General features: G+C 71.6%; 24 protein-coding genes and 1 pseudogene. 8 read left to right on the top strand and 17 right to left on the bottom strand.

The genetic code is table 11. The annotated features are described in order from the left end of the window. Positions 1 to 34: 34 nt before the first annotated feature. Entirely contained in the window at positions 35 to 1,441 is a 1,407-nt protein-coding gene (locus SCWH03_RS10795; RefSeq protein ID WP_173263953.1) for an aldehyde dehydrogenase family protein, read from the bottom strand. A gap of 58 nt (positions 1,442 to 1,499) precedes the next feature. Here SCWH03_RS10795 and SCWH03_RS10790 point away from each other — a divergent pair, with 58 nt between their 5' ends. After that, a complete protein-coding gene (locus tag SCWH03_RS10790; protein ID WP_173263952.1) occupies positions 1,500 to 2,255 on the top strand; it encodes a TetR/AcrR family transcriptional regulator in 756 nt (251 codons plus the stop codon). A gap of 140 nt (positions 2,256 to 2,395) precedes the next feature. Here SCWH03_RS10790 and SCWH03_RS10785 read toward each other — a convergent pair whose 3' ends face one another. From SCWH03_RS10785 to SCWH03_RS28950, 6 genes are all read right to left on the bottom strand, one after another. Beyond that, positions 2,396 to 2,899, bottom strand: a complete 504-nt coding sequence (locus SCWH03_RS10785) for a hypothetical protein (protein WP_173264180.1) — start codon at positions 2,897 to 2,899, stop codon at positions 2,396 to 2,398. A gap of 147 nt (positions 2,900 to 3,046) precedes the next feature. After that, the gene (locus SCWH03_RS10780; protein ID WP_173263951.1) at positions 3,047 to 3,808 is read right to left on the bottom strand and encodes a succinate dehydrogenase iron-sulfur subunit; all 762 of its coding nucleotides are present in this window, start codon (positions 3,806 to 3,808) and stop codon (positions 3,047 to 3,049) included. Beyond that, positions 3,808 to 5,562: a succinate dehydrogenase flavoprotein subunit gene (gene sdhA, locus SCWH03_RS10775; protein ID WP_173263950.1), complete on the bottom strand. Its 1,755-nt coding sequence runs from the start codon at positions 5,560 to 5,562 to the stop codon at positions 3,808 to 3,810. The genes SCWH03_RS10780 and sdhA overlap by 1 nt, the downstream gene beginning before the upstream one ends. 23 nt (positions 5,563 to 5,585) lie before the next feature. Further along, positions 5,586 to 6,059 carry a succinate dehydrogenase hydrophobic membrane anchor subunit gene (locus SCWH03_RS10770; RefSeq protein WP_173263949.1) on the bottom strand — a complete coding sequence of 158 codons (474 nt, stop codon included), beginning with the start codon at positions 6,057 to 6,059 and terminating at the stop codon, positions 5,586 to 5,588. 8 nt (positions 6,060 to 6,067) lie between these two features. After that, positions 6,068 to 6,448, bottom strand: a complete 381-nt coding sequence (gene sdhC / locus SCWH03_RS10765; protein WP_173263948.1) for a succinate dehydrogenase, cytochrome b556 subunit — start codon at positions 6,446 to 6,448, stop codon at positions 6,068 to 6,070. A 173-nt stretch (positions 6,449 to 6,621) separates the two neighbouring features. Then, positions 6,622 to 7,398, bottom strand: a complete 777-nt coding sequence (locus tag SCWH03_RS28950) for a 2-oxo-4-hydroxy-4-carboxy-5-ureidoimidazoline decarboxylase (protein ID WP_371872650.1) — start codon at positions 7,396 to 7,398, stop codon at positions 6,622 to 6,624. 270 nt (positions 7,399 to 7,668) lie between these two features. Here SCWH03_RS28950 and SCWH03_RS10755 point away from each other — a divergent pair, with 270 nt between their 5' ends. Continuing rightward, entirely contained in the window at positions 7,669 to 9,300 is a 1,632-nt protein-coding gene (locus SCWH03_RS10755) for a beta-N-acetylhexosaminidase (RefSeq protein WP_173264178.1), read from the top strand. A gap of 387 nt (positions 9,301 to 9,687) precedes the next feature. Here SCWH03_RS10755 and SCWH03_RS10750 read toward each other — a convergent pair whose 3' ends face one another. Next, positions 9,688 to 11,445, bottom strand: a complete 1,758-nt coding sequence (locus SCWH03_RS10750; RefSeq protein ID WP_254076680.1) for an N-acetylmuramoyl-L-alanine amidase — start codon at positions 11,443 to 11,445, stop codon at positions 9,688 to 9,690. Positions 11,446 to 11,791: 346 nt separating this feature from the next. On the opposite strand from SCWH03_RS10750, the gene SCWH03_RS10745 reads away from it, so the two are divergent. Both SCWH03_RS10745 and SCWH03_RS10740 read left to right on the top strand, forming a co-directional pair. Then, positions 11,792 to 12,271 carry a hypothetical protein gene (locus tag SCWH03_RS10745; RefSeq protein ID WP_173263947.1) on the top strand — a complete coding sequence of 160 codons (480 nt, stop codon included), beginning with the start codon at positions 11,792 to 11,794 and terminating at the stop codon, positions 12,269 to 12,271. Continuing rightward, entirely contained in the window at positions 12,271 to 15,360 is a 3,090-nt protein-coding gene (locus tag SCWH03_RS10740; protein ID WP_173263946.1) for an ATP-binding protein, read from the top strand. Before SCWH03_RS10745 ends, SCWH03_RS10740 begins: the two co-directional genes overlap by 1 nt. 223 nt (positions 15,361 to 15,583) lie before the next feature. On the opposite strand, the gene SCWH03_RS28945 is transcribed toward SCWH03_RS10740, so the two are convergent. From SCWH03_RS28945 to SCWH03_RS10715, 7 genes and pseudogenes are all read right to left on the bottom strand, one after another. After that, a complete protein-coding gene (locus SCWH03_RS28945; RefSeq protein ID WP_254076679.1) occupies positions 15,584 to 15,838 on the bottom strand; it encodes a hypothetical protein in 255 nt (84 codons plus the stop codon). Next, on the bottom strand, positions 15,838 to 16,050 hold the full coding sequence (locus SCWH03_RS28940; RefSeq protein WP_254076678.1) for a hypothetical protein: 213 nt from the start codon (positions 16,048 to 16,050) through the stop codon (positions 15,838 to 15,840). Before SCWH03_RS28940 ends, SCWH03_RS28945 begins: the two co-directional genes overlap by 1 nt. 143 nt (positions 16,051 to 16,193) lie before the next feature. Next, positions 16,194 to 16,646: pseudogene (locus SCWH03_RS29850) on the bottom strand (porphobilinogen synthase); the annotation flags it as partial. 257 nt (positions 16,647 to 16,903) lie between these two features. Then, a complete protein-coding gene (locus SCWH03_RS10730) occupies positions 16,904 to 17,938 on the bottom strand; it encodes a methyltransferase domain-containing protein (RefSeq protein ID WP_308788863.1) in 1,035 nt (344 codons plus the stop codon). A gap of 153 nt (positions 17,939 to 18,091) precedes the next feature. After that, positions 18,092 to 18,238, bottom strand: coding sequence for a hypothetical protein (locus SCWH03_RS10725; RefSeq protein WP_173263944.1), 147 nt, complete (start codon positions 18,236 to 18,238; stop codon positions 18,092 to 18,094). Positions 18,239 to 18,662: 424 nt separating this feature from the next. Next, the gene (locus SCWH03_RS10720; RefSeq protein WP_173263943.1) at positions 18,663 to 18,881 is read right to left on the bottom strand and encodes a hypothetical protein; all 219 of its coding nucleotides are present in this window, start codon (positions 18,879 to 18,881) and stop codon (positions 18,663 to 18,665) included. Continuing rightward, positions 18,878 to 19,099: a hypothetical protein gene (locus tag SCWH03_RS10715; RefSeq protein WP_254076676.1), complete on the bottom strand. Its 222-nt coding sequence runs from the start codon at positions 19,097 to 19,099 to the stop codon at positions 18,878 to 18,880. Before SCWH03_RS10715 ends, SCWH03_RS10720 begins: the two co-directional genes overlap by 4 nt. A gap of 140 nt (positions 19,100 to 19,239) precedes the next feature. Between SCWH03_RS10715 and SCWH03_RS10710 the strand changes: the two genes are divergently transcribed. Further along, entirely contained in the window at positions 19,240 to 20,418 is a 1,179-nt protein-coding gene (locus SCWH03_RS10710; RefSeq protein ID WP_173263942.1) for a helix-turn-helix domain-containing protein, read from the top strand. Positions 20,419 to 20,471: 53 nt separating this feature from the next. Here SCWH03_RS10710 and SCWH03_RS10705 read toward each other — a convergent pair whose 3' ends face one another. After that, entirely contained in the window at positions 20,472 to 20,642 is a 171-nt protein-coding gene (locus SCWH03_RS10705; RefSeq protein WP_216854738.1) for a hypothetical protein, read from the bottom strand. Between the two features lie 803 nt (positions 20,643 to 21,445). Here SCWH03_RS10705 and SCWH03_RS10700 point away from each other — a divergent pair. After that, a complete protein-coding gene (locus tag SCWH03_RS10700) occupies positions 21,446 to 22,129 on the top strand; it encodes an RNA polymerase sigma factor (RefSeq protein ID WP_173264174.1) in 684 nt (227 codons plus the stop codon). Further along, positions 22,129 to 23,169, top strand: a complete 1,041-nt coding sequence (locus SCWH03_RS10695; RefSeq protein WP_173263941.1) for a hypothetical protein — start codon at positions 22,129 to 22,131, stop codon at positions 23,167 to 23,169. Before SCWH03_RS10700 ends, SCWH03_RS10695 begins: the two co-directional genes overlap by 1 nt. A 552-nt stretch (positions 23,170 to 23,721) precedes the next feature. On the opposite strand, the gene SCWH03_RS10690 is transcribed toward SCWH03_RS10695, so the two are convergent. Further along, positions 23,722 to 24,648: a L,D-transpeptidase family protein gene (locus tag SCWH03_RS10690; RefSeq protein ID WP_173263940.1), complete on the bottom strand. Its 927-nt coding sequence runs from the start codon at positions 24,646 to 24,648 to the stop codon at positions 23,722 to 23,724. A 182-nt stretch (positions 24,649 to 24,830) separates the two neighbouring features. On the opposite strand from SCWH03_RS10690, the gene SCWH03_RS10685 reads away from it, so the two are divergent. Continuing rightward, positions 24,831 to 26,411, top strand: coding sequence for an acyl-CoA mutase large subunit family protein (locus SCWH03_RS10685; RefSeq protein WP_173263939.1), 1,581 nt, complete (start codon positions 24,831 to 24,833; stop codon positions 26,409 to 26,411). Positions 26,412 to 26,454: the final 43 nt, after the last annotated feature.

Here is a 26,454-nt window from a genome sequence, read left to right as displayed (position 1 = left end):
CATGGCGCCTGCGGCGGCGCCCCGGGGCGCCCCCTCAGAAGAGGCGGCGCAGGAGGCGGGACTTCAGGTCGGTGAAGGGCGGGTAGGCGAGGCGGAGGGGGTCGGCGAGCAGGGGCTTGTCGAAGACGGCCTTGGTGTGGCTGAAGGTGTCGACGGAGTACTCGCCGTGGTAGGCGCCTATGCCGCTTTCGCCGACGCCGCCGAAGGGAAGGCCGGGTACGGCGAGGTGGACGAGGGGAGCACCGAACGTCAGGGCGCCCGAGGAGGTCTCCGAGGCGAGGCGGCGCTTGGTCGCCGCGGAGGCGGTGAAGGCGTACAGGGCGAGGGGCTTGTCCCGGGCGGTGATGAAGTCGATCGCGGCGTCGAGGTCGGGGACGCGGATGATCGGCAGGATGGGGCCGAAGATCTCCTCGCTCATCACGGGCCCGTCGGCGTCGACGTCGGTGAGGACGGTCGGGGCGAGGTAGCGGGTGGCGCGGTCATGGTCTCCGCCGGTGACGATCCGGCCGTCGCCGAGCAGGGCCGTCAGCCGGTCGAAGTGGCGCTCGTTGACGATCCGGCCGTAGTCGGCGCTCCGGGCCGGATCGGTGCCGTACATCTCGCGGATCGCGGCGGTCAGGTGCCGCTCCAGCGCGGTCGAGGTGTCGCCGACGGCGAGGATGTAGTCGGGGGCGACGCAGGTCTGACCGGCGTTCATGAACTTGCCCCAGGCGATGCGGCGGGCGGCGGTCGCGAGGTCGGCGCCCGGCTCCACGACCGCGGGGCTCTTTCCGCCCAGTTCCAGGGTGACCGGGGTGAGATGACGGGCCGCTGCGGTCATGACGATCCGGCCTACCTTGCCGTTGCCGGTGTAGAAGACGTGGTCGAATCGCTGCTCCAGCAGGGCCGTCGTCTCCGGTACGGCTCCCTCGACCACGGTCACGGCCTGCGGGTCCAGCGTGCGGGGCAGCCAGTGGGCGAGCGCTGCGGATGTGGCCGGGGCGAGTTCACTGGGCTTGACCACCGCGGTGTTGCCCGCGGCGATCGCGCCGACCAGCGGAGCGAGGGCGAGCTGCAGTGGGTAGTTCCACGGGGCGATGATCAGGACGGTGCCGAGCGGCTCGCGCACGGTACGGGCGCGGGCCGGCCGCAGCCCGAGGGGAACCGAAGCGCGCCGCGGGCGCAGCCAGCGGTCGAGATGGCGCAGGGCGTGGTCGATCTCGGTGATCGTCGACCCGATCTCGGTGGTGTATGCCTCGGTGGTGCTCTTGCCCAGGTCGGCGTGGAGTGCGGCGGTGAGGGCGTCCGCCTGCTCGACGAGCAGCCGGCGCAGGGCGCGCAGCTGGGCTTTGCGCCAGGCGGGGGACTTGGTCCGGCCGGTGGCGAAGGTGGCGTTCAGACGGGCGACGGTGTCCGCCGCGTCGTTCGGGGCGATGGGCTCGACGGGTGCGGGAGTGCTCATGCCGCCGAGCATAAGCGAAACGAAATATTTTCGTTTCGCTTTCCGATATCATCGCGGCATGGCCCGCACCGCACCGCCCGTCCCCCAGCCCGAAGAAGCCCCGGCCGCGCGCAGGCGAGGACGTCCCCGCGACGCGGCGCGGGACCGGGCTCTGCTGGACGCGACCCTGGCCGTGCTGGTGGAGAGCGGCTTCGGCGGGCTGACCACGGCGGCCGTCGCCACCCGCGCGGGGGTCTCCACCGCCACCCTCTACCGGCGCTGGTCGTCCAAGGAGGATCTGGTCGTCGCGGCCGCCGCCACCTGCACCGAGCCCCACGAGCCACCGGCCACCGGCACCCTCGAAGGCGACCTGCGCACGGTGCTCCGGGACAAGGCCGCCGCCATGACCGGCGAGGGCGGACGGCTGATGCGGGCCCTGGTCGGCGAGGCGGCGCACAACACGGTCCTCGCTCAGGCGCTGACGGCCGCCTTCCTGGAACCGGCGTACCGGAGGGTCGCCGAGGTCGTGCGGAGCGCGGCCGACCGGGGCGAGATCCCCCCGGTCGAGGACTACAGCCTGCTCGGAGACGTGGTGCTCGGTCCCGTCATGAGCAGCTTCTTCTTCACCTCGCGGCTGCCGGAGCACATCGACCCGGCCACCGCGCGGGACAGGGCGGACCGCCTTCTGCCGTTCGCCCTGCGCGCCGTCGGCGGCGGGCGGCCCTCGTCCGGCGAAGCATCCACCGGGCCGGCTGCGGGCAGTACTGACGCCGCCGGGCCGGTTGCGGGGGAGAGCGCGGGGCCGGTCGCAGGGGAGAGCGCGGGGCGGCGATGAACGGTGGGAGTCCGCGGGGGAGCCGCTGCCACCGGGGGCACGGCCCGGGTGCACAGACCGCGCAGCGGGGCTCGCCTCGGCCCGGGGAGGGGGCGCACGCCTGAGGGCCGTGACCGCCCCCGACGGAGCAGGAGGGAGAGCTACGCGCTCAGCAGGCGTGCATGGGCGACCTGCCCCATCACCCAGTACAGGGTGTCCGGGCCGGTCGCCGGGATCATGGTGGTGTGGTGGCGTCCGCCGCCGGCGACGCCGACCTGGACGAAGCCGGTCGTCCGCCGCTCCTTCATCAGCAGGAAGAGCAGCCCGAGGAGGCAGAAGACGGAGAAGACCACCGCCAGCACGACGGCGTGCGTGGGGGTCTTCTCCTCGGTGCGGGACAGGTCCGTCACATTCCACACCGCCCCTTTGAGGGGCAGCGTCCCGTTCGGGGTCATGACGGAGTCCTGGACGACGGTGATGTCGCCGATCATCAGCAGCGGTGCGCCCGGAAGACCCGGCGCGCCCTGGCCGCCCAGCGGCGCGAGCGGTGCCTGGGCGAAGCCGCGGCCGTACTCGGCCGCGTCCTGCGGGTACGTCGGGCCCCACTGGTAGTCGCGGCCGTCCTGGTGGCCGCGGCCGTCCTGACAGGGGTTCGGCTGGTTCATCGGTCCCCGCTCTCGCATCACATCACCATCACACACACAGAAGCCGGCATGGCAGAAGCACGCGTGCCGGAAACAGCGGGCAAGGGCCCGCTTTCCGTACTGCGAGCGTACAGAAACGGGCCCTTGACGGAGGGTCTTACTGCGCGGTCAGAAGCGGCGGGTGATCAGCGCGCGCTTGACCTCCTGGATCGCCTTGGTGACCTCGATGCCGCGAGGGCAGGCGTCCGTGCAGTTGAACGTCGTGCGGCAGCGCCACACGCCGTCCTTGTCGTTGAGGATCTCCAGGCGCTGCTCGCCCGCCTCGTCACGCGAGTCGAAGATGAAGCGGTGCGCGTTGACGATGGCCGCGGGGCCGAAGTACTGCCCGTCGTTCCAGAACACCGGGCAGGACGACGTGCACGCGGCGCACAGGATGCACTTGGTGGTGTCGTCGAACCGCTCGCGGTCCTCGGCCGACTGCAACCGCTCGCGCGTCGGCTCGTTGCCGGTGGTGACCAGGAACGGCATGACGTCCCGGTACGCCTGGAAGAACGGCTCCATGTCCACGATCAGGTCCTTGAGGACCGTCAGGCCCTTTATGGCCTCGATCGTGATGGGCTTGTCCGGGTTGATGTCCTTGATCAGCGTCTTGCAGGCGAGCCTGTTCTTGCCGTTGATCCGCATCGCGTCGGAGCCGCAGATGCCGTGGGCGCAGGAGCGCCGGAACGTCAGCGTGCCGTCGACATCCCACTTGATCTTGTGGAGGCCGTCGAGGACGCGCTCCTTGGGGTCGATCTCGATCCGGAAGTCCTCCCACACGGCCTCGGCGGAGACCTCGGGGTCGAAGCGGCGGATCCGGAAGGTGACCGTGATGTACGGGGAGGCGGGCTGCGCCTCGGCCTCGGCCTTGTCCAGTACGGGGGTAGCCATCAGTACTTACGCTCCATCGGCTGGTAGCGGGTCTGGACGACGGGCTTGTAGTCGAGACGCACGGTCTCGGTGCCGTCGGCGCCGACCTCGCGGTACGCCATGGTGTGGCGCATGAAGTTGACGTCGTCGCGGTTCGGGAAGTCCTCGCGGTAGTGGCCGCCGCGCGACTCCTTGCGGGCCAGCGCGGAGACGGCCATGACCTCCGCCAGGTCGAGCAGGTTGCCCAGCTCGACGGCCTCCAGCAGGTCTGTGTTGAACCGCTTGCCCTTGTCCTGGACGGACACGTTCCTGTAGCGCTCGCGCAGCTCGGTGATCTTCTCGACCGCCGTCTTGATGGTCTGCTCCGTACGGAACACCATCACGTTGGCGTCCATCGTCTCCTGCAGCTCGCGGCGGAGTTCGGCGACCCGCTCGCCGCCGGTGGAGTTCCGCAGGCGCTCGATCTGCTCCTCGACGAGCGCGGCCGGGTCCTCCGGCAGGTCGACCCATTCGGCGTCCGCCGCGTAGTCGGCGGCGGCGATACCGGCGCGCTTGCCGAAGACGTTGATGTCGAGGAGGGAGTTGGTGCCGAGCCGGTTGGCGCCGTGCACGGACACGCAGGCGACCTCGCCCGCGGCGTACAGGCCCGGCACGACGGTGGTGTTGTCCGCCAGGACCTCGCCCTCGACGTTGGTCGGGATGCCGCCCATCGCGTAGTGCGCGGTCGGCTGGATCGGGATCGGGTCCGTGTAGGGCTCGATGCCGAGGTAGGTGCGCGCGAACTCGGTGATGTCGGGGAGCTTGGCGTCCAGCTGCTCCGGCGGGAGGTGCGTCAGGTCCAGGAAGACATGGTCGCCCTCGGGGCCGCAGCCGCGGCCCTCGCGGATCTCGGTGTAGATCGAGCGGGAGACGACGTCGCGGGAGGCGAGGTCCTTCATGACGGGCGCGTACTTCTCCATGAAGCGCTCGCCGTCCTTGTTGCGGAGGATGCCGCCCTCGCCGCGGGCGCCCTCGGTGAGGAGGATGCCCATGCGCCAGATGCCCGTCGGGTGGAACTGGAAGAACTCCATGTCCTCCAGCGGCAGGCCGCGCCGGTAGCAGGCCGCCTGGCCGTCGCCGGTGAGGGTGTGCGCGTTGGAGGTGACCTTGAAGAACTTGCCGGTGCCGCCGGAGGCGTAGATCACGGACTTCGCCTGGAAGACGTGGATCTCGCCGGTGGCCAGCTCGTACGCGACCACTCCGGCCGACTGCCTCACCCCGTCGACCTCGGTGATCAGCTGGTCGAGGACGTAGAACTCGTTGAAGAACTCCACGCCCTCCTTGACGCAGTTCTGGTACAGGGTCTGGAGGATCATGTGCCCGGTGCGGTCCGCCGCGTAGCAGGACCGGCGGACCGGGGCCTCGCCGTGGTTGCGGGAGTGGCCGCCGAAGCGCCGCTGGTCGATGGTGCCCTGCGGCGTCCGGTTGAACGGCAGGCCCATCTTCTCCAGGTCCAGGACGGCGTCGATGGCCTCCTTCGCCAGGATCTCGGCGGCGTCCTGGTCGACCAGGTAGTCGCCGCCCTTGACCGTGTCGAAGGTGTGCCACTCCCAGTTGTCCTCCTCCACGTTCGCCAGCGCGGCGGCCATACCGCCCTGCGCGGCGCCCGTGTGGGACCGGGTCGGGTAGAGCTTGGTGAGGACGGCGGTGCGGCTGCGCTTCGTCGCCTCGATGGCGGCGCGCATGCCGGCGCCGCCGGCGCCGACGATGACGGTGTCGTACTTGTGAATCTTCATGGTGTGGAACCTCAGCCCCGTGCCTAGCGGATGTTCGGGTCGAAGGTGAAGATCACCAGCGTGCCCAGAAGGATGGTGAACACCGTGGCGGTGTACAGCAGGCCCTTGAGCCACAGGCGCGTGTTCGGCCGCTCGGCGTAGTCGTTGATGACGGTACGCAGGCCGTTGGCGCCGTGCAGCGTCGCCAGCCACAGCATCAGCAGGTCCCAGGTCTGCCAGAACGGGGACGCCCAGCGGCCCGCGACGAACGCGAAGCCGATCTTGGAGACGCCGCCGTCCAGCACGAGCTGGATCACCAGGTGGCCGATGACCAGCACGACGAGGACCACGCCCGACAGGCGCATGAAGAGCCACGCGGCCATCTCGAAGTTGCCCCGGGTCGACCGGGGCGTCCGGCCGGTCCGCTTGCGCGGCGGCTCGATGTACGGCGCGGGGTTGTCGGGGCCGTAGGCGGCGCCATCGGCGGCGACGGGCGCGGAAGGGGTCTCAGCGGACATGTCTGGCGTCAGCTCCCGAACAGTTCACGTGCGGCGTGGCCGAGCACCGGGTAGACGGCGCCCGCCATCAGGACGACCCAGATGCCCACGACGGACCAGAGCATCTGCTTCTGGTAGCGGGGGCCCTTGGACCAGAAGTCCACGGCGATGACGCGAAGGCCGTTCAGCGCGTGGAAGAGGATGGCGGCCACGAGGCCGTACTCCAGCAGCGCGACGATCGGCGTCTTGTACGTCGCGACGACCTCGTCGTACGCCTCGGGGGAGACGCGGACGAGGGCGGTGTCCAGCACGTGTACGAACAGGAAGAAGAAGATGAGGACGCCGGTGACTCGGTGAGCCACCCAGGACCACATACCTTCCCGGCCGCGGTACAGCGTTCCAGCCGGCACGGAAAAACCCTCCGGGAGCGGGGATTGGAGCCGGCCGCCAGCGTCCTTTCAAGGTGACAGCTCTGTCGGTCTGGCCCGGCCGGGTACGGTCCACCGGCCCTCGCCATCGTAGCGACGACTTGTCGGTTCCCTCGCCCGGGGTCCGCCGGTGTGATCAAACAGGCACGGACGGGCTATCGGGCCGGCCCCCGCGGGTGGTCGCGAGGCGGGTGCGGCGCCGGGTCCCGCGGCGGGCGCGGTGGTCTCTGCCTGGGTGCCTGCCGGGGTGCCTGCCTGGGTGCCTGCCGAGGTGTCTCTCGGGGTGTCTCTCGGGGTGCCTGCCAGGGGTGGCCGGAACCGGGCTCTCCGGGCAGGCCGGCCACCATGTCCGCCAGCCTGGCCCGGGCCAGCCGGCGCAGCTCCTCGGCCGCGACGGCCCGCTCCTCGTCCGGGTCGTTGCCGAGCCGCGCGCGGATCCCGGCCAGCAGCTGGTCGGGCTGCTCGTCGGGGCGGAAGCCGTCCAGGCTGATCACGAAGGCATGGCCGAACCTCGCCGCGTAGGCGGCGTGGGCGGCCCGCAGGGCGGTGTGCGCGGCCGCCGGGGCGGTCGGGTGCAGCGCGGAGGACGACTCGGCGGCGAGCGCCTGGTGCAGATCCGTGCAGGACAGGTCGTACCCTGCCTCGTCCGCGGCGGCGAGGAGGGCGCCGAGGTCGGGATAGGGGCGGTGGGCGGCTATCCGCAGGGCCCAGCGGCGGCTTCCGCAGCAGGACAGGAGTGCGGCGGTCGCGGCGGTGGGGACCGCGGCGTTGAACCGCTCCAGTCCGGGCAGGGGCGCACCGGTGGCCGGACGCGGACGCGGAGCGGCCGCCGGGTGGGCCGGCTCGGCGGGGCTGGGTGTCGGGTGGGCCGGGCGCGGGCGCGGAGCGGATGCGGGGAAGGCCGGCTCGGCGGGGGCCGGGATCCGCACCACCGGAGGGAGCACCGGCGGTCGCTTCGGGAGGCCGGTGTGCGATTCGCGGGACAGCGTGGACTCCGGTGCGACTGGGGAGTATGGGCTCTTTGAGTCGCAACGCTATCGAGACGCGCCAGAAACTGGCCGAGGAGTGCGTGAATTTCACCCGAACGGGAGAGTTTGAGTGCGGGTGATGGACGGACTGGGGTGAAATGAACGGATGGGCCATCGTTTGTCATACTTCTCCATGAAGAGGAGGTTGATTCTGTGATGTGGCTGTCCTGGCGCATGCGGCGAGCGGCCCCCGCCGTCGCTGCCGCCGTGGCCCTGTCGGCGGCCGTCTCCTGCTCGGCCGGCGGGTCCGGCGGCGCGGAGGCCCCGGGGGCCGGCCGGGACCGGGCAGCCCCGGTCTCCTCCCCGACGGCTCCTTCGACGGCTCCTTCCCCGGCGGCTTCCTCCCCGGAGTCGTCCCCTTCCCCGGAGCCCTCCTCCCCGCTGTCCGGCGAGCCCCGGACCATTCCCTCCGTCCGCGACCACGAGTCCGCCCGCGGACCGGGCTGGCGTCCGGCCGCGGGCAGCGCCGTCGTCGTCGCCAAGGGCAGCGAGGCACTCGCCGACGAGGGGCGGCTGCTGGCGGGGGAGCTGAAGACCGGCTTCCGCAGCGACGGGCCGGTGAACGCCGGCGACGTGGAGCTGTCGCTCGACCCCGCGGGCGGCGGCGCGCCCGAGTCGTACACCCTCACCACGCGCGACGACCGCGTCCGGATCACCGGGCCGGACGAGGCGGGGGTCTTCTACGGCACCCGCACCCTGAAGCAGGCCGTGCGCGCCGGCGGCGCGATGCCCGAGGGCGTCGTCCGCGACCGGCCCGACCGGCCGCAGCGCGGCCTCAACGTCGACATCGCGCGCAAGCACTTCACCGCCGGCTGGCTCGAGGCGCGGCTGCGCGAGATGGCCGACCTCAAGCTCAACATGCTCGGACTGCACTTCTCCGACGACCAGGGATTCCGGATCGCCTCCGACACCCACCCCGAGGTCGTCTCCCAGGACCATCTGAGCAAGGCCGAGGTGCGCCGGATCCTCGCCCTCGCCCGCAGCCTGCACATCACCGTCGTCCCCGAGATCGACTCCCCCGGGCACCTCGGCGCGGTCCTGCGGGCGCACCCCGAACTCCAGCTGCGCAACGTCCAGGGCGTGCCCCGGCAGGGCGCCATCGACATCTCCAAGCCGGGGTCCGCGCGGATCGTCGACGACCTGCTGCGGGAGTACGCGCAGCTCTTCCCCGGCCGCTGGTTCCACGTCGGCGCCGACGAGTACCAGGCGCTGACCGTGCGCGACCCGCAGGCCTCCTACCCCGGGCTGGCCCGGGCGGCCGTGGCGAAGTACGGGCCCAACGCCACCGTGCGGGACCTGGCGACCGGCTGGCTCAACGACCGGGCCTCGGTGGTGCGCGCCGCGCAGAAGCAGCCGAAGGCGTGGAACGACGGCTTCTTCCGCGGCGGCGTGGTCGCCCCGGACAAGGACATCGAGGTCGAGTATTGGACGGGCAAGGAGATCGGCGCCCGGCAGCCGGGGGAGTACCTGGCGGAAGGCCGCAAGGTCGTCAACCTCAACGACGAGTACCTCTACTACGTGCTCGGCGAGCCGAACGAGTTCGCCTACCCGACGGGCCGGCGCATCTACGAGGAGTGGACACCACTGGTGCTGCGGGGCACGACCCCCGTCCCCGCGCGCTACTCGGACCAGATCCTCGGCGGCCGCCTCGCCGTCTGGGGCGACCGCGCCGAGGCGCAGACCCAGGACCAGGTGGCGGCGGGCATCCGCATGCCGCTGCGGGCGGTGGCCCAGAAGCTGTGGACCCCGGGGCCGCCGCCGCTCTCCTGGACGGACTTCAACACGCTGGCGGACAGGCTCGGCTGAGGCCGACGGGCGGGGCCGCCGGTCGGGCATCCGGGCGGGCCGCCGGTCCGGCATCCGGTCGGGCATCCGGGCGGGCCGGAACGAACCGGGACGTCGCCCCGGCCGAAACCGGGCAGCGCGGCGGCCCGCGGTCGCCGGCCGGGCGGCCGGGGCCGGCTGTTCCGCTCTTGGCGGCGGGGCTCCGGCGGGCCCGGCGGCCACTGGGCGGGTGGGGCTGTCCTCTTCCCCGGGGCGGACCGGGGGACCGGGGGCGACCGGGGATCAAGGGCGACCGCGGCTGCTCGGCGGGTCCGGGCCGAGGGGGCGACCGGGCCGAGAGGAGGGACCGGGCCGAGAGGAGCGACCGGGCCGAGAGGAGCACGGGGACGACGCGTGGGGCGACCGCGGCTACTCGGCGGGACCGGGCGTCCTCTTCCCGGAGGCGCTGAGCCCCAGCGGCCCGCCGTTCGCGATCACCTCGGGTCCGGTGAGGAGATCCGCGTAGCCGTCGCCGTCCCGGTCGGGCGCGCTGAGGGCCGGGGCGTTCGCGCCCACCGCGAGCGTGGGCGCCCCCGCTGTGCCCAGGCCGGTGGGTGAACCGTGGTAGGTGACGATCCCCCTCCCGGTGGACACGGCCAGGTCGTCGAACCCGTCGCCGTTCATGTCGCCCGAGGCGAGGGCGGATCCGCCGGCGCCCATCAGGACGGTCGGCGAGGCGGTCCCGCGTCCGCGCTCAGGACCGCTCAGTACGACGAGCGCGGTGGCGCCCTCCGGTGTGCCGAACGCGACCGCCAGATCACGGTCCCCGTCCCCGTCGAAGTCACCGCCGACGGAGTCCCGCTCCGCGGCGCCTTCCGGTACGGCCGCCGCCTCCACCCCGGGGTCCGCGGGCCAGGGCACCTCCGAGAGCGCGGGCCCACCGTCGCCCGGTCCGTCGCCCGGTCCGTTGCCGGGTGCGTCGCCCGGTCTGCCGCCGGGCTCGTCGGCGGATGCTGTCGCGGACCTGCGGATGGCGGGCAGGTCGGCGTAGAGACGGGCGCCGGGGCACTCGGTCGGGTACGCGTCGCGGTGCCCAGGGAGCCGCGGGAGGGTGACGCGCTCCCCTCGCCGGAACCGTCCGTTGTCCGTGGACGCCGTGAGCGTCGTCGTCCCGTCTACGGCCAGGCCGTAGAGGCCGAGCTTCCAGGAGGCGAGCCTCGCCACGGCGTCGCGGGCCGCGGGCGTGGCGTCCGCAGTGCTGTAGTCGCCGATCACCGACACGCTGCTGGTGTCGACGTTGAAGCCGTAGGTGTGGGCTCCCTGGACCGGCCGGTCGATGCCGCCGGCCCTGCCCTCGAAGATCCTTCCGCACTTGTCGACCAGGAAGTGGTAGCCGATGTCGTTCCAGCCCTGGCCCGCCACGTGGTACGTGAAGACGGCCCGTACGATCGCGGGCGAGTCGGCGCACTGGTAGGTGTTCGACCCGGCGGTGTGGTGGACGAACATCGCCTTGGTGGTGGAGTTGTAGGTGGGCGGCCCACCGACCTTGGACTCGTCCGCGCCCCAGCCGGCCCGCATGGTCATCGGCGGGGCGCCCGCCGGCGCCTGCGCGCGGGCGGACGGCGTTGCCGGGACGCCGTCCTGAGGGTCCACCAGCTCGACGCGCAGCCCCCCGGGCAGCGCCGTCCCCTGCGCGCGCAGCTGCACCCCGTCCGACGGTCCGGTCCACAGCGGCAGGCTGCCCGCCCGCAGTCCGGCGGAGGCGGGCCCGGGGCGGACCTCCGACGTCCGTACGTCCACCTCGAGCGCGTGCCAGGGCGACCACAGGCCGGTACGGCTGTCCCGGGTGCGGACTTCGGCGGTGCCGGCGAGCTCCGCATCCGGATCGTCCCAGGTGATGCCGACCAGGCTGAACGGCTCGGTGTTGCGCGCCGGGAGTGTTCGCCGTGTCGGGTCGCTGCCGGGGACCGGCACGCTGTGGATCTCTCCGGCACCCGGCGACGGGAACGCGCGCCCGGTCAGGGCCTCGGACCGGAAGGGAAAAAGGGGGAGCGGTGAGTGGAGCGGTGAGTGGAGCGGGGAGGGGAGCGGGGAGTCGGAAGCCGGGAGGGGCGCGGCGGCCGTGAGGCCGGTGAGACAGACGGCGGCGGTGCACACGGCGGCGAAGGCCACGGGGCGGCATCTCATGGGGCCGGAGCATAGGGAAGCGGCGGGCGCAGGGTGTGCAATGACGTTACGGCCGGGGCGGTGACGTCCCTCCCCGTGTGGCCCGAGGCCCGGCAGAGGAGCGCGGCAGGCGCAGTGGCCGGTGGCCCAAGACCGGCGACACGCCCCGCGCCTGCTCTCGCACGGGCACGGAGGATCCCCGCGGACCGGGACCCGGGCCCCGACCCTGAGCCGCGTCAGGCCGCGGCGGTGCTTCCATCGAATCCCTGATATCCGCGTGTCCCCTTGACTACTCTCGGAACACGCCTTGTCACGTCAACGGACGTGGCGCTGGCGGTCTGTCACACGTCCAGGGGGAGCAGTTCTGATGGTCGATCATGTGGATACGCAGGGCGAAGAGAACGGCACCACGTACAAGGTGACGGTGCGCAACGTCGCAGGGCACACGACCGTCGGCAACCGCAACAGGGTCTCCGGCGGCATCGGGGCGCCGACCGGACCCGACAGCGCGGTGACGAGCGAGCAGGTGCAGGAGCTCAGAGACGAGTTCGCCCGGGTAAGGGGACTCATCGAGGAGGCCGACGGCGCCGGGGAACGGGAGAAGGGCGCTGCGGCGGACCGCCTGGAAGAGCTGGAGGAGTCGATCACGGGGGACCAACCCGACGTCCGCACTATGACGAAGGTGCACGCCTGGTTCGCACAGCGGCTCCCGGCAGTGCTCGGTGCCGTCTCTTCCCTGCTGCTGCACCCCACGGCGGCGCTCCTGGCACAGGCCGCCGGGGAGGATGTGGCTGCCCGCTTCGGCGAGTTGCTGCAGAGCCTCGGCTCCGCCGCAGGTGAGAGCTGATGCCGGGGCCGAAGACGTCGATCGAGGTCAGCGGTGTACGGGGGCACGTCACGATCGGCGACAACAACGTGGTCGTCTCGGCGGAGCGGTCGTTCGTGCAAATCGTCCAGCCGGGGCAGCGCCCGGCCCCCGTCGCCCGCCAGGACATGACGCTGCTGCCACGGCGCCCGCAGGCCGCCGTCGGCCGGGAGCGGGAACTCGCGGAGCTGCGGAGCGGCCTGGACGACCACGGCGCGTGGCAGATTCACGGGCCGGCCGGCATCGGAAAGAGCACCCTGCTGCGCCAGGCCGCCCACCGGCTCGCGGACGAGCGCGGCGGCGCGGTGGTGTTCGTGGACGCGGCGGGCCGCGAGCCCGGCGACGTGCTCCAGGACGTCTTCGAAGCCTGCTACGACGCCCCCGGATACCGTCCGGCCCACACGGAGCTGCGGCGCCTCATGGCCGACGTCACGGCCGACATCGTCCTCGACGATCTGGAGGTCGAGGCGGAGGACCTGGACACGGTGCTGGACGCACTCCCGTCCTCCGCGCTGCTGTACGCGAGCGGGCAGCGCACCCTGCTCGGCAAGGGCGGGACCCTCGCCCTGGGCGGTCTCGGGCACAAGGCTGCCATGACACTGCTGTCGCAGACGCTGGGCCGACGGCTCGAGGCCGCCGAGGAGCCGGTGGCCGAGGAGCTGTGGCGGCGCACTTCGGGTGCCCCCCTGCCGCTGCTGCGCGCGGCAGCCGCGGACCGCCTCGTACCCGCGGCCAGGCTCGACGGTCTGCTCCCGGAGCTGCTGGCCGCGCTGACGGGCGTCGAGCGCGATGTCGCGGGGATCCTCGCCGTCGCCCGTGACGGCGGGGTGAGCATGCGGCTGCTGGCCTTCCTGCTCGACGGGACCACGGGGCTCTCCGCGGTATGCGATCGTCTGGAGGCCCGGGGTGTGGTCGTGGCCACGGCGCGGGGGCATCGGCTCGCGCCGGAGATCGGCGGGGTCCACCTTGCCGGACTCAGACCCGGCTCCGCGGAGTTGGCGGCGCTCGCGCGGCAGCTGACGCACTGGGTCTCCATGGCGGGCACGGAGGCCGCGGCCGTGGTTGAGGACACGGCGCTGCTCACCGCCGTCATCGACGCGGCCACCGAGGCCGGACGGTCGGCGGAGGGCGCTCGGCTGGCGCGCGCAGCCTCGCCCGTATTCGCCTGTTCCCTGCGTACGGGAGCCTGGGGCCGGGTCCTGGAACGCGGCATCGCGGCTGCCGAGAGCGCGGGTCTGCGGGACATCCTGGCCTATCTGATGCACGAGGACGGCGTTCGCAAGCTGGTCTCCGGCAAACGCCTCCTCGCGGCGGCCGCTTTCGCCTCGGCCGCCGCCTACTGGCGGGAGCTCGGCAGCGACGGCCATGCGTCGGCCGCCGACGCCGCCGCGCAGTCGTGCGGTGGAGACCCCGCCTCCGGGGCAGACCCGGCAGCACAACCCGGCATCGAGGGCTCCGGTGGTTCCGGGAGTGACATCCCGGACCTCGGCGACCACGGCTCGGTCGGTGACATCAACCAGGAGGTGGGCAACCAACTGGTGTCCTCGCTGCCGCCCGCCGACCCCGGCTCGGTGGCGATGGCCACCAAAGCCGGTGTGGCGACCAAGGCAGGCATGAGTGTGTCGGCCAAGGCGGTCATCGGCGGAGGTCTGGCGGCGTCCGTGACGGCGGGTGGGGTCGTCCTCAGCCAGCAGGCCGACGCGGAGAGTGTGCCGGTCAAGGTGACCGTGGCGACCCGTGTCCTGGAGGCGAACATGCCGGGTGACCCCGAGGGCACCTGCTTGGTAGGGGAGGGAGCGACGGACTGCACGAAGGTCGTGAAGTCCAAGAAGGGTGAGGCCGGCCCGGTGTCCGTGGATCCTGCGCAACCCCTCCCCGCGGGGGTCAGTCTCGTCTACTGGGGATGCGACGAGGGTGCACAGTCGGACTCCTGTTCGGTTACCTCCGACAAGGCCCGCCACGTATGTGTCACCACAACCAGCTTCACGGACGAGGCCGCTCGCCGCCGGTGTGCAGAACTCACGGGGTCCCCGATGCCGACCGCCATGTTCCGGCCGCTGGCGTGGACCACGAAGACGGAGGTCAAAGCGCTCCTCAAACCGGGCGGTCGCCCACAGGTCCTGGCGACCACGGGTGACGCGGCGGCACCGGGCATGGTGGTCTGGTCGGAGGATGCGGCCAAGGTGGCGTGGCTGGAGACGGGCACTGGCCCGCTGGGGCCGGACGGGGCCGGCGGCGATGTGATCAAGTTGCGTGACCTGAAGAGCGGGGTCGAGCACTCCTGGCCGTGCTTCGGCTGCACCATCGCTTTCCTGGACGGCGAGCTCATCTCCGGTGGAGGGGACATCGTCCGGTATCCCGCCAACGGTGGGGAGCCGGTGCGAGAGGACCTCGACGAGATCCCCAACCGCCTCGGCCATGACGGCCCGCCCGACACCATGCTGCTGAACGTCTGGAACGGTGACCGGCTCCAGGCGTACGCGGTGTCACGCGTCGGGGACCTCGGCCAGCAGAGCGTCTTGTTCCGGCTCGAATCCCCCACGAAGGCCCGGAAGATCAGGGACCTGCCCCGGTTCGGCTACTCGGGCCTTGTCCGGACTGTCAGCCCGGATGGCGCGCGGGCCGTCGTCGAACCGCCCAACGGACAGCCCCCCTACAACTCGTGCGGTGAGGGCAGCTACCCTGCGGCGCTCCTCGACCTGGCGACCGGCGCGCAGACTCGTCTGGACGGTCCTGGTGTCGGCTACCGGGTCGACGATACGTGGTTCGACGCCGACGGCGTGGCGCACGTGGTCTACCGGGCGGAGAAGGGCGTCGACGCCACGTCGTGCTTCGCGGACGCGGACCGCGCAGCCGTCCACTACACGCTCGCGTCCGGCGCAGGTTCCTGGGAGCGGTCGGGGAAAGCCCCCGGACGTCTGCTCGCCGTCGCCGACGGCAGGCAGATCACACACGTGGCCGACGGGGGTGCGCTCACCCTGGTGATCGGTGAGGGAGCGAAGAAGAGTGTCCTGGACACCGATGTCCAGTGGACCTATCCGTCCGCAGCACACGCCGGCGACGGTTCCTGAGCCAGCACCACAGCCACCACATCTTGACGGTGCGGGTCGTGCCACGTGGTGCGACGCGTCGTGCCGCTGGTCACGGAGGCCCGTGCGGCCTGGCATCGCCCCAGGCCCGAGGGCTTCTTGTCGAAGCAACGACCGGGGCCGCCACCCCCGGGTTGAGTAGTTTAAGGAATGGCCCCTGACCATGTACTTTGCGTCCTCTCACGGCTTGTGCCGAGTACGGCCCTCATCCCGGTGTTTCTGGCTGCTTCTGGCCGCTGTTGGTCACGCGTTGGTCACGTGTCCAACCGGCATCCGGGCGGCGCTCCGGGTCGAGACCGAGGGCGTTGAGGAGCTCTTTGCGGTCGTCCGGCGACCGCGCGTACCGCGCGACCAGGGCCGCTGCTCGATCTCGCTCTCCCCGGGACGCGCCCCGGGCTGTCGGCAGGCTGCTCTCGATGGGGCGAAGCCGGTCGTTGTGGTAGTTGCTGGTGCGAGCCACTACGCCGCCTTGGCCAGGTCCAGGGCGCCATGCCGAGTGAGGGCCTGGCAGACGGCCAGCGCTGTCCTCGTAGCGTCCTCCCCGGTCTGCCGGACATCGATAACCGTGCCGCTCGGCGAGAATGCGCGGGCCCGCACGGTGTAGGTGACGCTGTTGCCGTCGTCGTTCGTGGTGCAGTATCCGGCGAGCGGGGCGTTGCAGAACCCTCCCATCTGTCGCAGGACGAGGCGCTCGGCCTCGGCCTCGGCCTTCGTCTCCGGATGGTGGAGCTTCGAGATCCGCTTGCGGGTCTCCGCAGCGCGGTGTGGAGGGCATGCTCCGGCTGTCGCGGGTTGATCTGGAAGGCTCGCGCCCCCGAGCGGGGAGCCGCCTCCATGGTGGCCCTGTAACCCTCGTAGAGCGAGGACTCGAAGATCAGGTGCGGCATGATCGCCACGTCGCGGTGGCCTGCCGCGTCGAGGGCCTCGCGGACCGCGCGCACGGAGCCGGGAATCATCGCGGCCGGGCCGACGATGTCGGCGCCCGCATCGGCCTGCATCACCGCCTGGGCCGCAATGACCTCGGTCGTCTCCTCCAGGTCCATGGCGCCGCGCTCGTCCGCGAGCCAGCACTCGCCCGAGTCGTTGTGCGAGCACACGCAGGTCTCGGTCATCACGGCGACGCCGGGCCCGGCCTTCTTCGCAGCCTTGATGGCCCGCGCCATCAGGCTGGTGGGGGATGCGCCCTGGGAGGCGCGGGCGTCCCTCATGCGGGAGCCGGCGAAGATCTTCACCGACTTCACGCCGAAGGACTCCAGCGCCACGATCATGCCCGGCACCTCGCGAACGGTGAGCGTGGGCATCGGGCGCGGGGTGGTGTCGTCGTCCTCACGCATGAGGAACACCATGGTCAAGTCGGCGGGCGCGAGCGCGGGTCCGCCGAGATAGTTCCGCACGGCTAAGCGGTGAATGGGCACGTGCTCCTCCTGCAAGGTCAACGATTGACTGCGTGGGGGGCTGCCGACCCCGGGCGCCCGCCAGCCTGGGGAGTTGGGGGCTGAGGGTGCGGGCGCCCGGGGTGGGGCTACTACCAACTGCTCCGCCCGACGGGGACAGGGTTGGCGGGGTCGTCGAGCCACACCTTGTACGTCGGGCCGCCGCGTGTGGTCAGGCCGAACCGCTCGAAGCCCGGCCGCCCCTGCTGATGCCACCACCAGTAGGCGCCTTCGAGCTCCTGCCACAGCCTCCGCGGGCCGGCCTCGGCGATCTCGAATTCCTCGCCGCCCACTACGTAGTCCGCGCTGGCCCAGCTCGTGACTCCCGTGTCGAAGAGCCACAGGCGGTACGAACCCTCCTCACCCCAGGTGACGCGACAGAAGAGGTCCGGCACCTGCACACCGATGGCGAACATGCAGATCCAGTCCCCTACGTCGTCGGGCGACAGGGGGGTCTTCGTTCTGTTGGCACCCAGGGGCCACTTCGACTGATCGAGGAACCGACCCGAGGGCGGCAGGCTCTTCCGGCGCTGCCGGAGGCGCATGAAGGCAGACGAGCCGACGAAGTGCCCGCGCGCCACGCCGACCTCGTCGATAGCGAGGCGGGCGACCGCTTCCCCTCCGTACACCGGTCCCCAAGGGGTGACGATGATCGCCCCCGGATGCGCCTGTCCGATCCACTGGGAGGGGACGTGGCCCACGGACGCCGTCGCGATGATCCGGTCATACGGGCTGCGCTTGCCGTAGCCAACGGCGCCGTCCCCAACCACGATCTCAGGGGCGAAGTCGGCGGCGAAGAGCCGACTGCGAGCCTCGGCAGCCAGCGTCGCGTCGAGCTCCACGCTCACGACGTTCTGGTCCCCGAGCCGATGACACATGAGGGCCGCGCTCCAGCCGGTACCCGTTCCGATCTCCAGAACGCGATTCCCCGGCTCGACACTCAGCGCGTCCAGCATGGAGAACACCATGGTCGGCATCGAGGAAGAGGAACTGGGCGTCCTGCCTCTCCCCGGTCCGCCGTAGGCGCCATCGTCCCACTGCGTGGTGATAGGCGCGTCCGTGTAGACGGCCTTCCACCACAACTCGGGATGCTCCGAGCGGAGCACGCGGTCGTCTTGGCGGTTCATTCCGGCACGTCCCGGCCAGATCGCGTCCGGAACGAAGCGGTCTCGGGGCACTGTCCTGAAGGCCGGCAGCCAATCGGTCGTCAGAGCCCCCTTTGCGACCAGCTCGGCGGCCAGCGTCTCGGGGCCGACCTCCGCCATCGTTTCGGAAGCCATCTACTTACCGTCCGCGGGGCCCTGGCCGTCGCTGGTGTTGCCACCCTCGTCCGAGCCACCACCGCCGTGCTTGTTGCCGGAGCTGCTGTCGTCCTGCTGGCTGCCGCCCTGGCCGCTGCCCTGGCCTCCGCTGTGTCGTCCGCTCATTGCGTTCCCCTCTCTAACGGGAGTTGCACTGTGTCTTGTTCGTTTGCCAACCCGTCCCAGCCGCCGACCTGTCATTCTTCGGGGCTGGCGAAGCGGCTGGGGCGAGGGCTCGACCCGCCTCCACGAGGCCGCATACCTGGGCGGGGGAGCCCCGATGGTCAGAGCCATCTCGTGGAGGCGGGGGTCTGGGGGGCGTCCTTGCGGACGAAGTGTTGCCCGATCATGTGCTCCAGCTCGGCGATGCAGTTCGCGCACCCAAACATGGGAGCACTCATCCCCTCGAACTGGGCGGGGCCGATCCAGATGACGGGGATGCCGCTGCGGCGGCAATAGAGCCGGCACATTCCGTCCAGCCACTCCCCGCCGTCACCGGGGCGGGACGTAGCAGGGCGACTTGTCTCCGGATAGACCGTGGCTCCACTCACTAGGCGGGCCGCCGATGGAGCCGACACTGGCAGGGCGGGTACGACACCGGACTCGTTACCGCGCTGGTGTCCAGCGCGTCGGCCACCTCCTTACGCGGCAGGATCTCCTGGCAGTCGCCGCTCGGGCCCCTCCGGTAGACCCGCAGCCACATGCGCGGCGGCGCTGCCTCCTTGGGGGCCACCGCCTGCGCGGGCCGCATGCCAGCCGCCCACGTCACGCCCGCTCCTCGATCCATTCGGCCAGCCTGGAGATCACGTCCGCCCGAGCGCGACCGAGTTCCACCATCGGCGTACCTTGCACGGGGTACGTTCCGCCGAGGCTGGGAAGCGTGAAACCCGCGTCCCTCAGTGCCTTTGCCAGGCGGTCGGCCGCATCCTGGCCTGCGTCGAGCTCCGACTTAAACTTCGACGTTCTCTCCGAGATGGCCTGTCCCACGGAGACCTCCCTCATCGGCTCGCTGTCTGTGACTAGCCAACTACCGGAGACCAGGATCAGTTCATACCAATCTTGCACAACGGCACCCCTTCAAGGTGCACTTGACACTGTGCGTCCCTTTGACGTGGAAGAGTGAGTCCATGGAGAGCACGCCCGCCGCCGGTGAGAACATCGCGGTTTTGCGCAAGGCGCGCGGTATTGGCCAAGCCAAGCTCGCGCGCGAAATGAGGATCACGGTCTCCTACCTGAGCAAGATCGAGACCGGCCTTCGCCCGGCCACGCCGCCCGTTGTTGCGGCTGCGGCCAAGGCGCTTCGCGTCACCACCGCGCGCATCAATGGACAGCCCTTCACCGACCCGTCAGAGCAGGCAGATCTACTCAACGACTTGCGAGGGGCCGTTCGGCGGCACACGTTGCCGAAGGAGGACACTCCGCCGCGCGACGAGCTGGCGAGGGGACTCGAAAGGGCAGCCACGCTGCGGGCGGAGACGCAGTATCTGGAACTCCTCCGGAAACTGCCGAAGCTCCTAGGTCAGGCCACCGCGACAGCCTTCGACGCTGGCGGCGATTCTGTGGCGTGGAGTCAGGTCTCCGACCTGTACGGCTGTGCCTACGCGGTGGCGCATCGCCTCGCGCAGCCAGACCTCGCCGACATGATCGTGTCTCGCCAGCAGTGGGCGGCACAGCGAACTTGGAATCCGGCCGCTGAGGCTGCGGCTGCCTGGAACGAGGCGGGTACGTATCAGTCGGCCGGCGCGTACGACGATGGCCTGGCGATCGTCGAGCGTGCGATCAGCCAGTTCGAGGGCTCTCGCTCCAACGGCCCAGAGGCCGTCATCGTGCTCGGATCTCTTCACCTGCGAGGGGTAGTCCTGGCGTCGCGCCACGAGGACAAGAACGCCACCGAGGCACATCTTCGCCACGCGAAGCGACTGGCCTCTCAGCTCCCCCAAGACGGGCTCGTGCACAACCTGACGTTCGGTGAGGGCAACACAGCTCTCTACGAGCTGGCTGCGCGAATCGAACTGAGTCAGCCGGACAAGGCTGTGGAAATGGCCGACCCGATGGTAGGGCAGCCACCCGCTGGCCTGAAGCCAAACCGGGTCGGTCGCTTCTACATCGACCTGGCCCGCGCACGGCTCGCGACGAAGGACTTGCAGGGGGCGGAGGACGCGCTGAAGCTCGCATTCCAGGTTGCGCCGCAGATGGCGGAGATTCACCCGATGAGCCGCGAGGTTCTCCGAGTGCTGTTCATCATGCACCAGCGCAGTCGCCCGGAACTGCTGGCCATGGCCAAGCGCACCGGGTTAACCGCCTAGCGCACTCTTACGCTGAGAGGCCCTGCTCCGATGCCCTCGGAGCAGGGCCATGCTCATGCTGCGTGGTCGATGTCGTCGTACCCATCCACATAGGTCCGGCCGTTCAGCCAGGCAGCAAGCTTGCCAACACCGCGTTCGAGCCGGTAACGCACCGCCCGGTCGGTCACGGAGTCGCGGGCCGCGATCACGGCATCCGGCCAGTCGAGGGCGAACCGGAGGAACAAGGCCCGGCGCTCTATCAGGTCGAGCGGGCAGGCGGCCCACGCCCGACGGATGTCCGCAAGGTGGGCGAACAGTGTGTCCGCGGCCCGTGGACCCGGCCCGCGCCGCCGCGTTGACGGGGCCGGCCGAGCTGACGTTCACCCAGGCCCGCCCGCTGGGCGGTACCCACGCCCTGGACGGCCTGCCCTCTCTGTCAGCCTTGGGTGAGACGCCCCCACGGCGTGAAATCAGGCAACCCCGCAGGTCAACCCACCTATTGCCGGTCTCGACCACGATGCGCACGGCGCGCTCACGGAACTCGGCGTCGTACGGCGGCTTCTTCTTGGACCCCATGAATCCCAACTTCCCCTGCAATCACGGGCTCCACGCTACGAGGGGATGGTCACAATGGCTCAGTACGGGAAGCGTCGAGTCGAGGGGGCGCGGAAGCTCGCCTCCGCGACGGCGCAGCGCATTGGCCTGGGGAGGAGCGGGTGAACCGCTGGACGTGTTGGTCACGCCGTTGGTCACGCAGGCGCCCCACCCTCTGGAAAATGCCTGGTCAGAGGGCCAGGAGAAGGAAAGACGACCGAGGCCGCCACCCCCCACAGGAGAGGCCCCGGTCGTCGTCCGCGAGGGCCGCGGCGCGGCCCTGTACTCCACTCAGCGCCGTGGGTGCGTTTTCTGTCACACCCCGCCCTCCACCGCACAATGTTGCAAGTTGTACTAAGGCGTGGACGCGGCCCCGGGGGAGGACGTAGCGTGGCGCTGCGCGCTGGGCCGTGCGGCGGTGACGACCAGCCGCGACGACGAACGGGTAGTGGGAGTGCTGGGGGACGACGCGGAGCTGACCGCCGCGGTGCGCGCGGCGCAGGACGGGGACGAGGACGCCTTCCGGACCGTCTACCGCGCCGTTCACCCGCGGCTGCTCGGATACATCAGGACGCTGGTCGGCGAGGCGGAGGCCGAGGACGTGGCGTCCGAGACCTGGCTGCAGATCGCCCGGGACCTGGACCGGTTCAGCGGCGACGCCGACCGCTTCCGCGGCTGGGCCGCACGCATCGCGCGCAACCGGGCCCTCGACCACATCCGGATGCGCGGCAGGCGCCCGGCGGTCGGCGGGGACGAGACCGCACTGAGCGGGAGGGCCGCCGAGTCCGACACCGCGGGAGAGGCCATGGAGGCCCTGGCGACCGGCCGTGCCATGGCCCTGATCGCCCAGCTCCCCCAGGACCAGGCGGAGGCGGTGGTACTGCGCGTGGTCGTCGGCCTGGACGCGAAGAGCGCGGCGAAGACCCTGGGCAAGCGGCCCGGCGCGGTGCGCACCGCGGCCCACCGCGGTCTGAAGCGCCTCGCGGAGCTCCTGGGGGCGGAGCAGGAGGGGGCACCTGGAGCCCCCGGGGGCGGGAAGGAACTCGGTGCGATGCCGGCGCCGCACGCGGTGCGGCCCGGCGCGGCCCGCTCCACCGGTGTGACGCATCCGCGTCTGCGGACGCAGAAGGACATGTGATGGCCGACGAGCGTGACACGTGGCTCGACCAGGAGTCCGCGGAGCGGTTGCTCCGCGGGGAGCCCCTCGAACCCGTCGGCGTTGACGCGCGTCACCAGGCCCTTCTGCTGGCGGGGCTGCTCGACGAGGCAGCCGCCCGAGGTCCGGTGACCGAGCCGCTGGGAGGCGAGGAGGCCGCGCTCGCCGCGTTCCGCCAGGCGCGTGACGGCGGTGCGGCGGAACTGCTGCCGACGGTGCGGCTGACACCGCAGGCCGGGCCGGTCTCCTGGGCCCGTTCGGTGCACTGGGGACTGGCGGCCTCGCTGGCCGGACTGGCGGCGGGAGGCGTGGCCGTCGCCGCGGGGACCGGGTTGCTGCCGATCCCGTTCGGCGAAACTCAGCCGGCGCCCGCCTCGTCCGTCTCGGGTGCCGTCACCCCCGGGCCGGTCGCCACCGAGCCCCCGGTCGGTCGACTGCGCAGTCCCGAGGCGCCGTCGCCGCCCGCGGGCACTCCCTCCTCGCCGAGCGCCCCGGCGGCACCGGACGGTACCCGGACCCCGGACGGGGACGGCGCGGGCGCCCGCCAGGGCGAGCCGTCCACCACGCCGCACGACGGCCGCACGGAGGACACCGGCGACGGGGACTGGTACGGCAGGACGGTCCAGGCCTGCCGCGACCACCACAACGGCACGCTGGGCGAGGAGCGCAAGCGCACACTGGAGGCCGCGGCGCAGGGCGTGGACAGGGTGCAGCAGTTCTGCGACCGGATACTGACCGCTGCCGGCGGGGACGCCGACGGCAGCCAGGGCGGTGAGGACGGTGACGGCGACGACGGCGGCCAGGGTGGTGAGGACGGTGAGGACGGCGACGACGGCGGCCAGGGTGACGGCGACGGTGACGACGGCGACGACGGCTCCGGTTCGGGTGGCCTCCCGCGCTCCTCGTTCCTGCCCCCCGCCTCCGTACGGCCCGCTCCCGCGGAGCAGCCCTTCGCGCCGCCGACGGAGGTGTGGCGCGTCTCCAGGCCCGCGGCTCCGGGAGCGCCCCTGGCGGCCCTGTAGTTCCCGGGAGCTCCCGGTGTTCCCGGTGGCCGGTGGCCCGTGGCCGGTGGCCGGTGGTCGGCTGGTGAGCCCGGTGGCGGATCCGGCGGTCGTCGGTCGTCCCCGGTGGCCGGTGGCTGCTCTGCCGGTCGGCAGGCGGAGCGTCTGCTGTCGTCAATGTCTCGATCGCAGCGCCTTGACCTGCGGTTTTGCTCACCCGGGAGAACTTTCCGGCCAGGTGTGACGTTTTTTGGCTGGGCGGCGCAGTAGTAAGTGAGCCGACTGGTCATCGGCGGCGCCTGAGCCGGGGTTCCCCCCGTACCCGCGGCTCAGCGCACAGGCGCGGGCGGGACACGTTCCCCCGATCCCGCCCGCGCCTTCTCACCCGCCGTCTCCCACGTCATCCCGCTGAGCCGGCCGCGGCCACCCTGAGTCGTCTGCTCCCTCCGCGGTCCTCCGCTGCCGCCCGGGGGCCCGAGCCGTCCGCCCGCCCGTCCGAGCCGTCCACCGCGCCGCGCCGTGCCGCGCCGTGCGCCCCCCGGCCCTCCGCCGGGGGGCGTGCCGTCCCGTCACTCACCAGTGGACGACGACCTTGTCGCCGACCTTCACCTGGCCGAACACGGACGCGAGCTTCTTCTTGTCCCGGACGTTGACGCAGCCGTGCGAGGCCCCGTCGTAGCCGCGTGCGGCGAAGTCCGAGGAGTAGTGCACCGCCTGGCCGCCGCTGAAGAACATGGAGTACGGCATGGGCGTGTCGTACAGCGTCGACACCCAGGCCTCGGCCTTCCGGTCCACACTGAACGTTCCCTCACGGGTGGGCGTGTTCTCCGAGCCGAAGCGCACGTCCATCGCCGCCACCACCCTGCCGTCGATCATCCAGGCGAGGGTCCTGCTCTCCTTGCTGATGCAGAGCACCCGCCCCTCCAGACACCGGGGATCGGGTGCGTCGAGCTCGTTGGTCGTGGCGGGCCGCAGCTCGTCGGCGGTCGGCGTCCGGGTGAGCCCGAGCAGCCGCCGCCAGGTGGTCTCGTCCACCGAACCGGTCTCGGTGAGCCCCCGCTTGCGCTGGAACCCGCTGACCGCCCCGGCCGTCATCGAGCCGTAGAACGCGGTGGGGCTGCGGTGGAAGTGGCCGATCTGGCGCAGCCGGGCCTGCAGTTCGCGGACCTGCTCGCTCTCACTGCCCTCCGCCATCAGCACCTCGGGCTCCGGCGTCCTGGCCTCCGGTGTCCCCGGGGAGGGGTCGGGCGGCTCGGCGTCGCCGGCCGCGGGAGTGGAAGGCCGCGCGCCGTCGGTCGAGGGGGCGGGAGGCTTGGCGTCGTCGGCCGCCGGGGCGGCGGTGGCGAGGGGAGCCGCCGACGGTCCGCCGGGAGCGGCGGGGACGGCCGGGGGCTCCTCGCTCCCCCCGTCGGCCGGCCGGCCGGTGCACCCGGCGGTCAGGGTCAGGGCCAGGGTCAGAAGGACCGGGAGCGGTCCCCTGAGAACGGACGTACGGTGCATAGGTGTGCCCCCCAAGGATCGTGTCGTGAAGAGGGATGCTTCACAGCCGTGCCGGGTTGCGCCTGAAGGAGCATGCTGTGAGCAAGGTCTCAGTCGAGGGCACGCCGCTGCGCGCAGACCCGCCGCCGCGGGCCGCCGCTAGGTCGTGTACCAGCGAGTAGTCGTACCGGGAGGCACACCGCATGGCACGCCAGTCCGAGTCGGGTCTGCCCGTCGAGCCGGTCTACGGGCCGGACGCCCTCGCAGGATGGGATCCGGGCGAGAAGCTGGGTGCCCCCGGCTCGTACCCCTTCACCCGGGGCGTCCATCCGACCATGTACACGGGCCGTCTGTGGACCATGCGCCAGTACGCGGGCTTCGGCACGGCCGCCGAGTCCAACGCCCACTACAAGCAGCTCATCGCACACGGCACGACCGGCCTGTCCGTCGCCTTCGACCTGCCGACGCAGATGGGGCACGACTCCGACGCCCCGCTCGCGCACGGCGAGGTCGGCAAGGTGGGCGTGGCCGTCGACTCGATCGACGACATGCGGACGCTGCTGGACGGCATCCCGCTGGACCGGGTCTCCACGTCCATGACGATCAACGCGCCCGCCGCTCTGCTGCTCCTCCTCTACCAACTGGTCGGCGAGGAGCAGGGTGTGCCGGCGGACAGGCTGACCGGCACCGTCCAGAACGACGTGCTCAAGGAGTACATCGCCCGGGGCACCTACATCTTCCCGCCCAAGCCCTCGCTGCGGCTGGTCGCCGACCTCTTCGGCTACTGCCGGGCCGAGATCCCCCGGTGGAACACCATCTCGATCTCCGGCTACCACATGGCCGAGGCCGGGGCGACGCCCGTGCAGGAGGTGGCCTTCACCCTCGCCGACGGCATCGAGTACGTCCGTACGGCCCTGGCGGCCGGACTGGACGTGGACGACTTCGCGCCCCGGCTGTCGTTCTTCTTCGTCGCCCGGACGACCCTCCTGGAGGAGGTCGCGAAGTTCCGCGCCGCCCGCCGCATCTGGGCCCGGGTGATGCGCGACGAATTCGGCGCGCGGAACCCGAAGTCGCTGATGCTGCGCTTCCACACCCAGACCGCCGGGGTGCAGCTCACCGCCCAGCAGCCCGAGGTGAACCTGGTGCGGGTCGCCGTGCAGGGCCTGGCGGCCGTCCTCGGCGGCACCCAGTCGCTGCACACCAACTCCTTCGACGAGGCGATCGCGCTGCCGACCGCCACGTCGGCCCGGCTGGCCCTGCGCACCCAGCAGGTCCTCGCGTACGAGACCGATGTCGCCGCCACCGCCGACCCGTTCGCCGGGTCGTACGCGGTCGAGAGCATGACGGACGCCATGGAGGCGGCGGTACTGGAGCTGATGGGCAAGGTGGCGGATCTCGGCGGCGCGGTGAGCGCCATCGAACGCGGCTTCCAGAAGGGCGAGATCGAGCGCAGTGCCTACCGCATCGCCCGGGAGACGGACAGCGGCGAACGCGTCGTCGTCGGCGTCAACCGTTTCACCCTCGACGAGGAGGAGCCGTACGAGCCGCTGCGCGTCGACCCGGCGATCGAGGCACGGCAGGCCGAACGGCTGGCGCAGCTGCGGGCCGGACGCGACCGGGCCGCCGTCGACGCGGCCCTCGGCGGTCTGCGGGAGGCCGCGTCCGGGACGGGCAACGTGCTGTACCCGATGAAGGAGGCGCTGCGGGCGCGCGCCACGGTCGGCGAGGTGTGCGGCGCCCTGCGCGAGGTGTGGGGCAGCCACGTCCCGAGCGAGGTGTTCTGATCACCTTTCGGCGTTCTGGCCGGCTTTCCACCATCCGGAACGC

It is taken from the genome of Streptomyces pacificus, from assembly GCF_011766325.1.
GTDB lineage: Bacteria > Actinomycetota > Actinomycetes > Streptomycetales > Streptomycetaceae > Streptomyces > Streptomyces pacificus.
The sequence above is the reverse complement of the archived record's forward strand: the minus strand, read 5'-3'. Positions and strand labels throughout refer to the sequence as shown.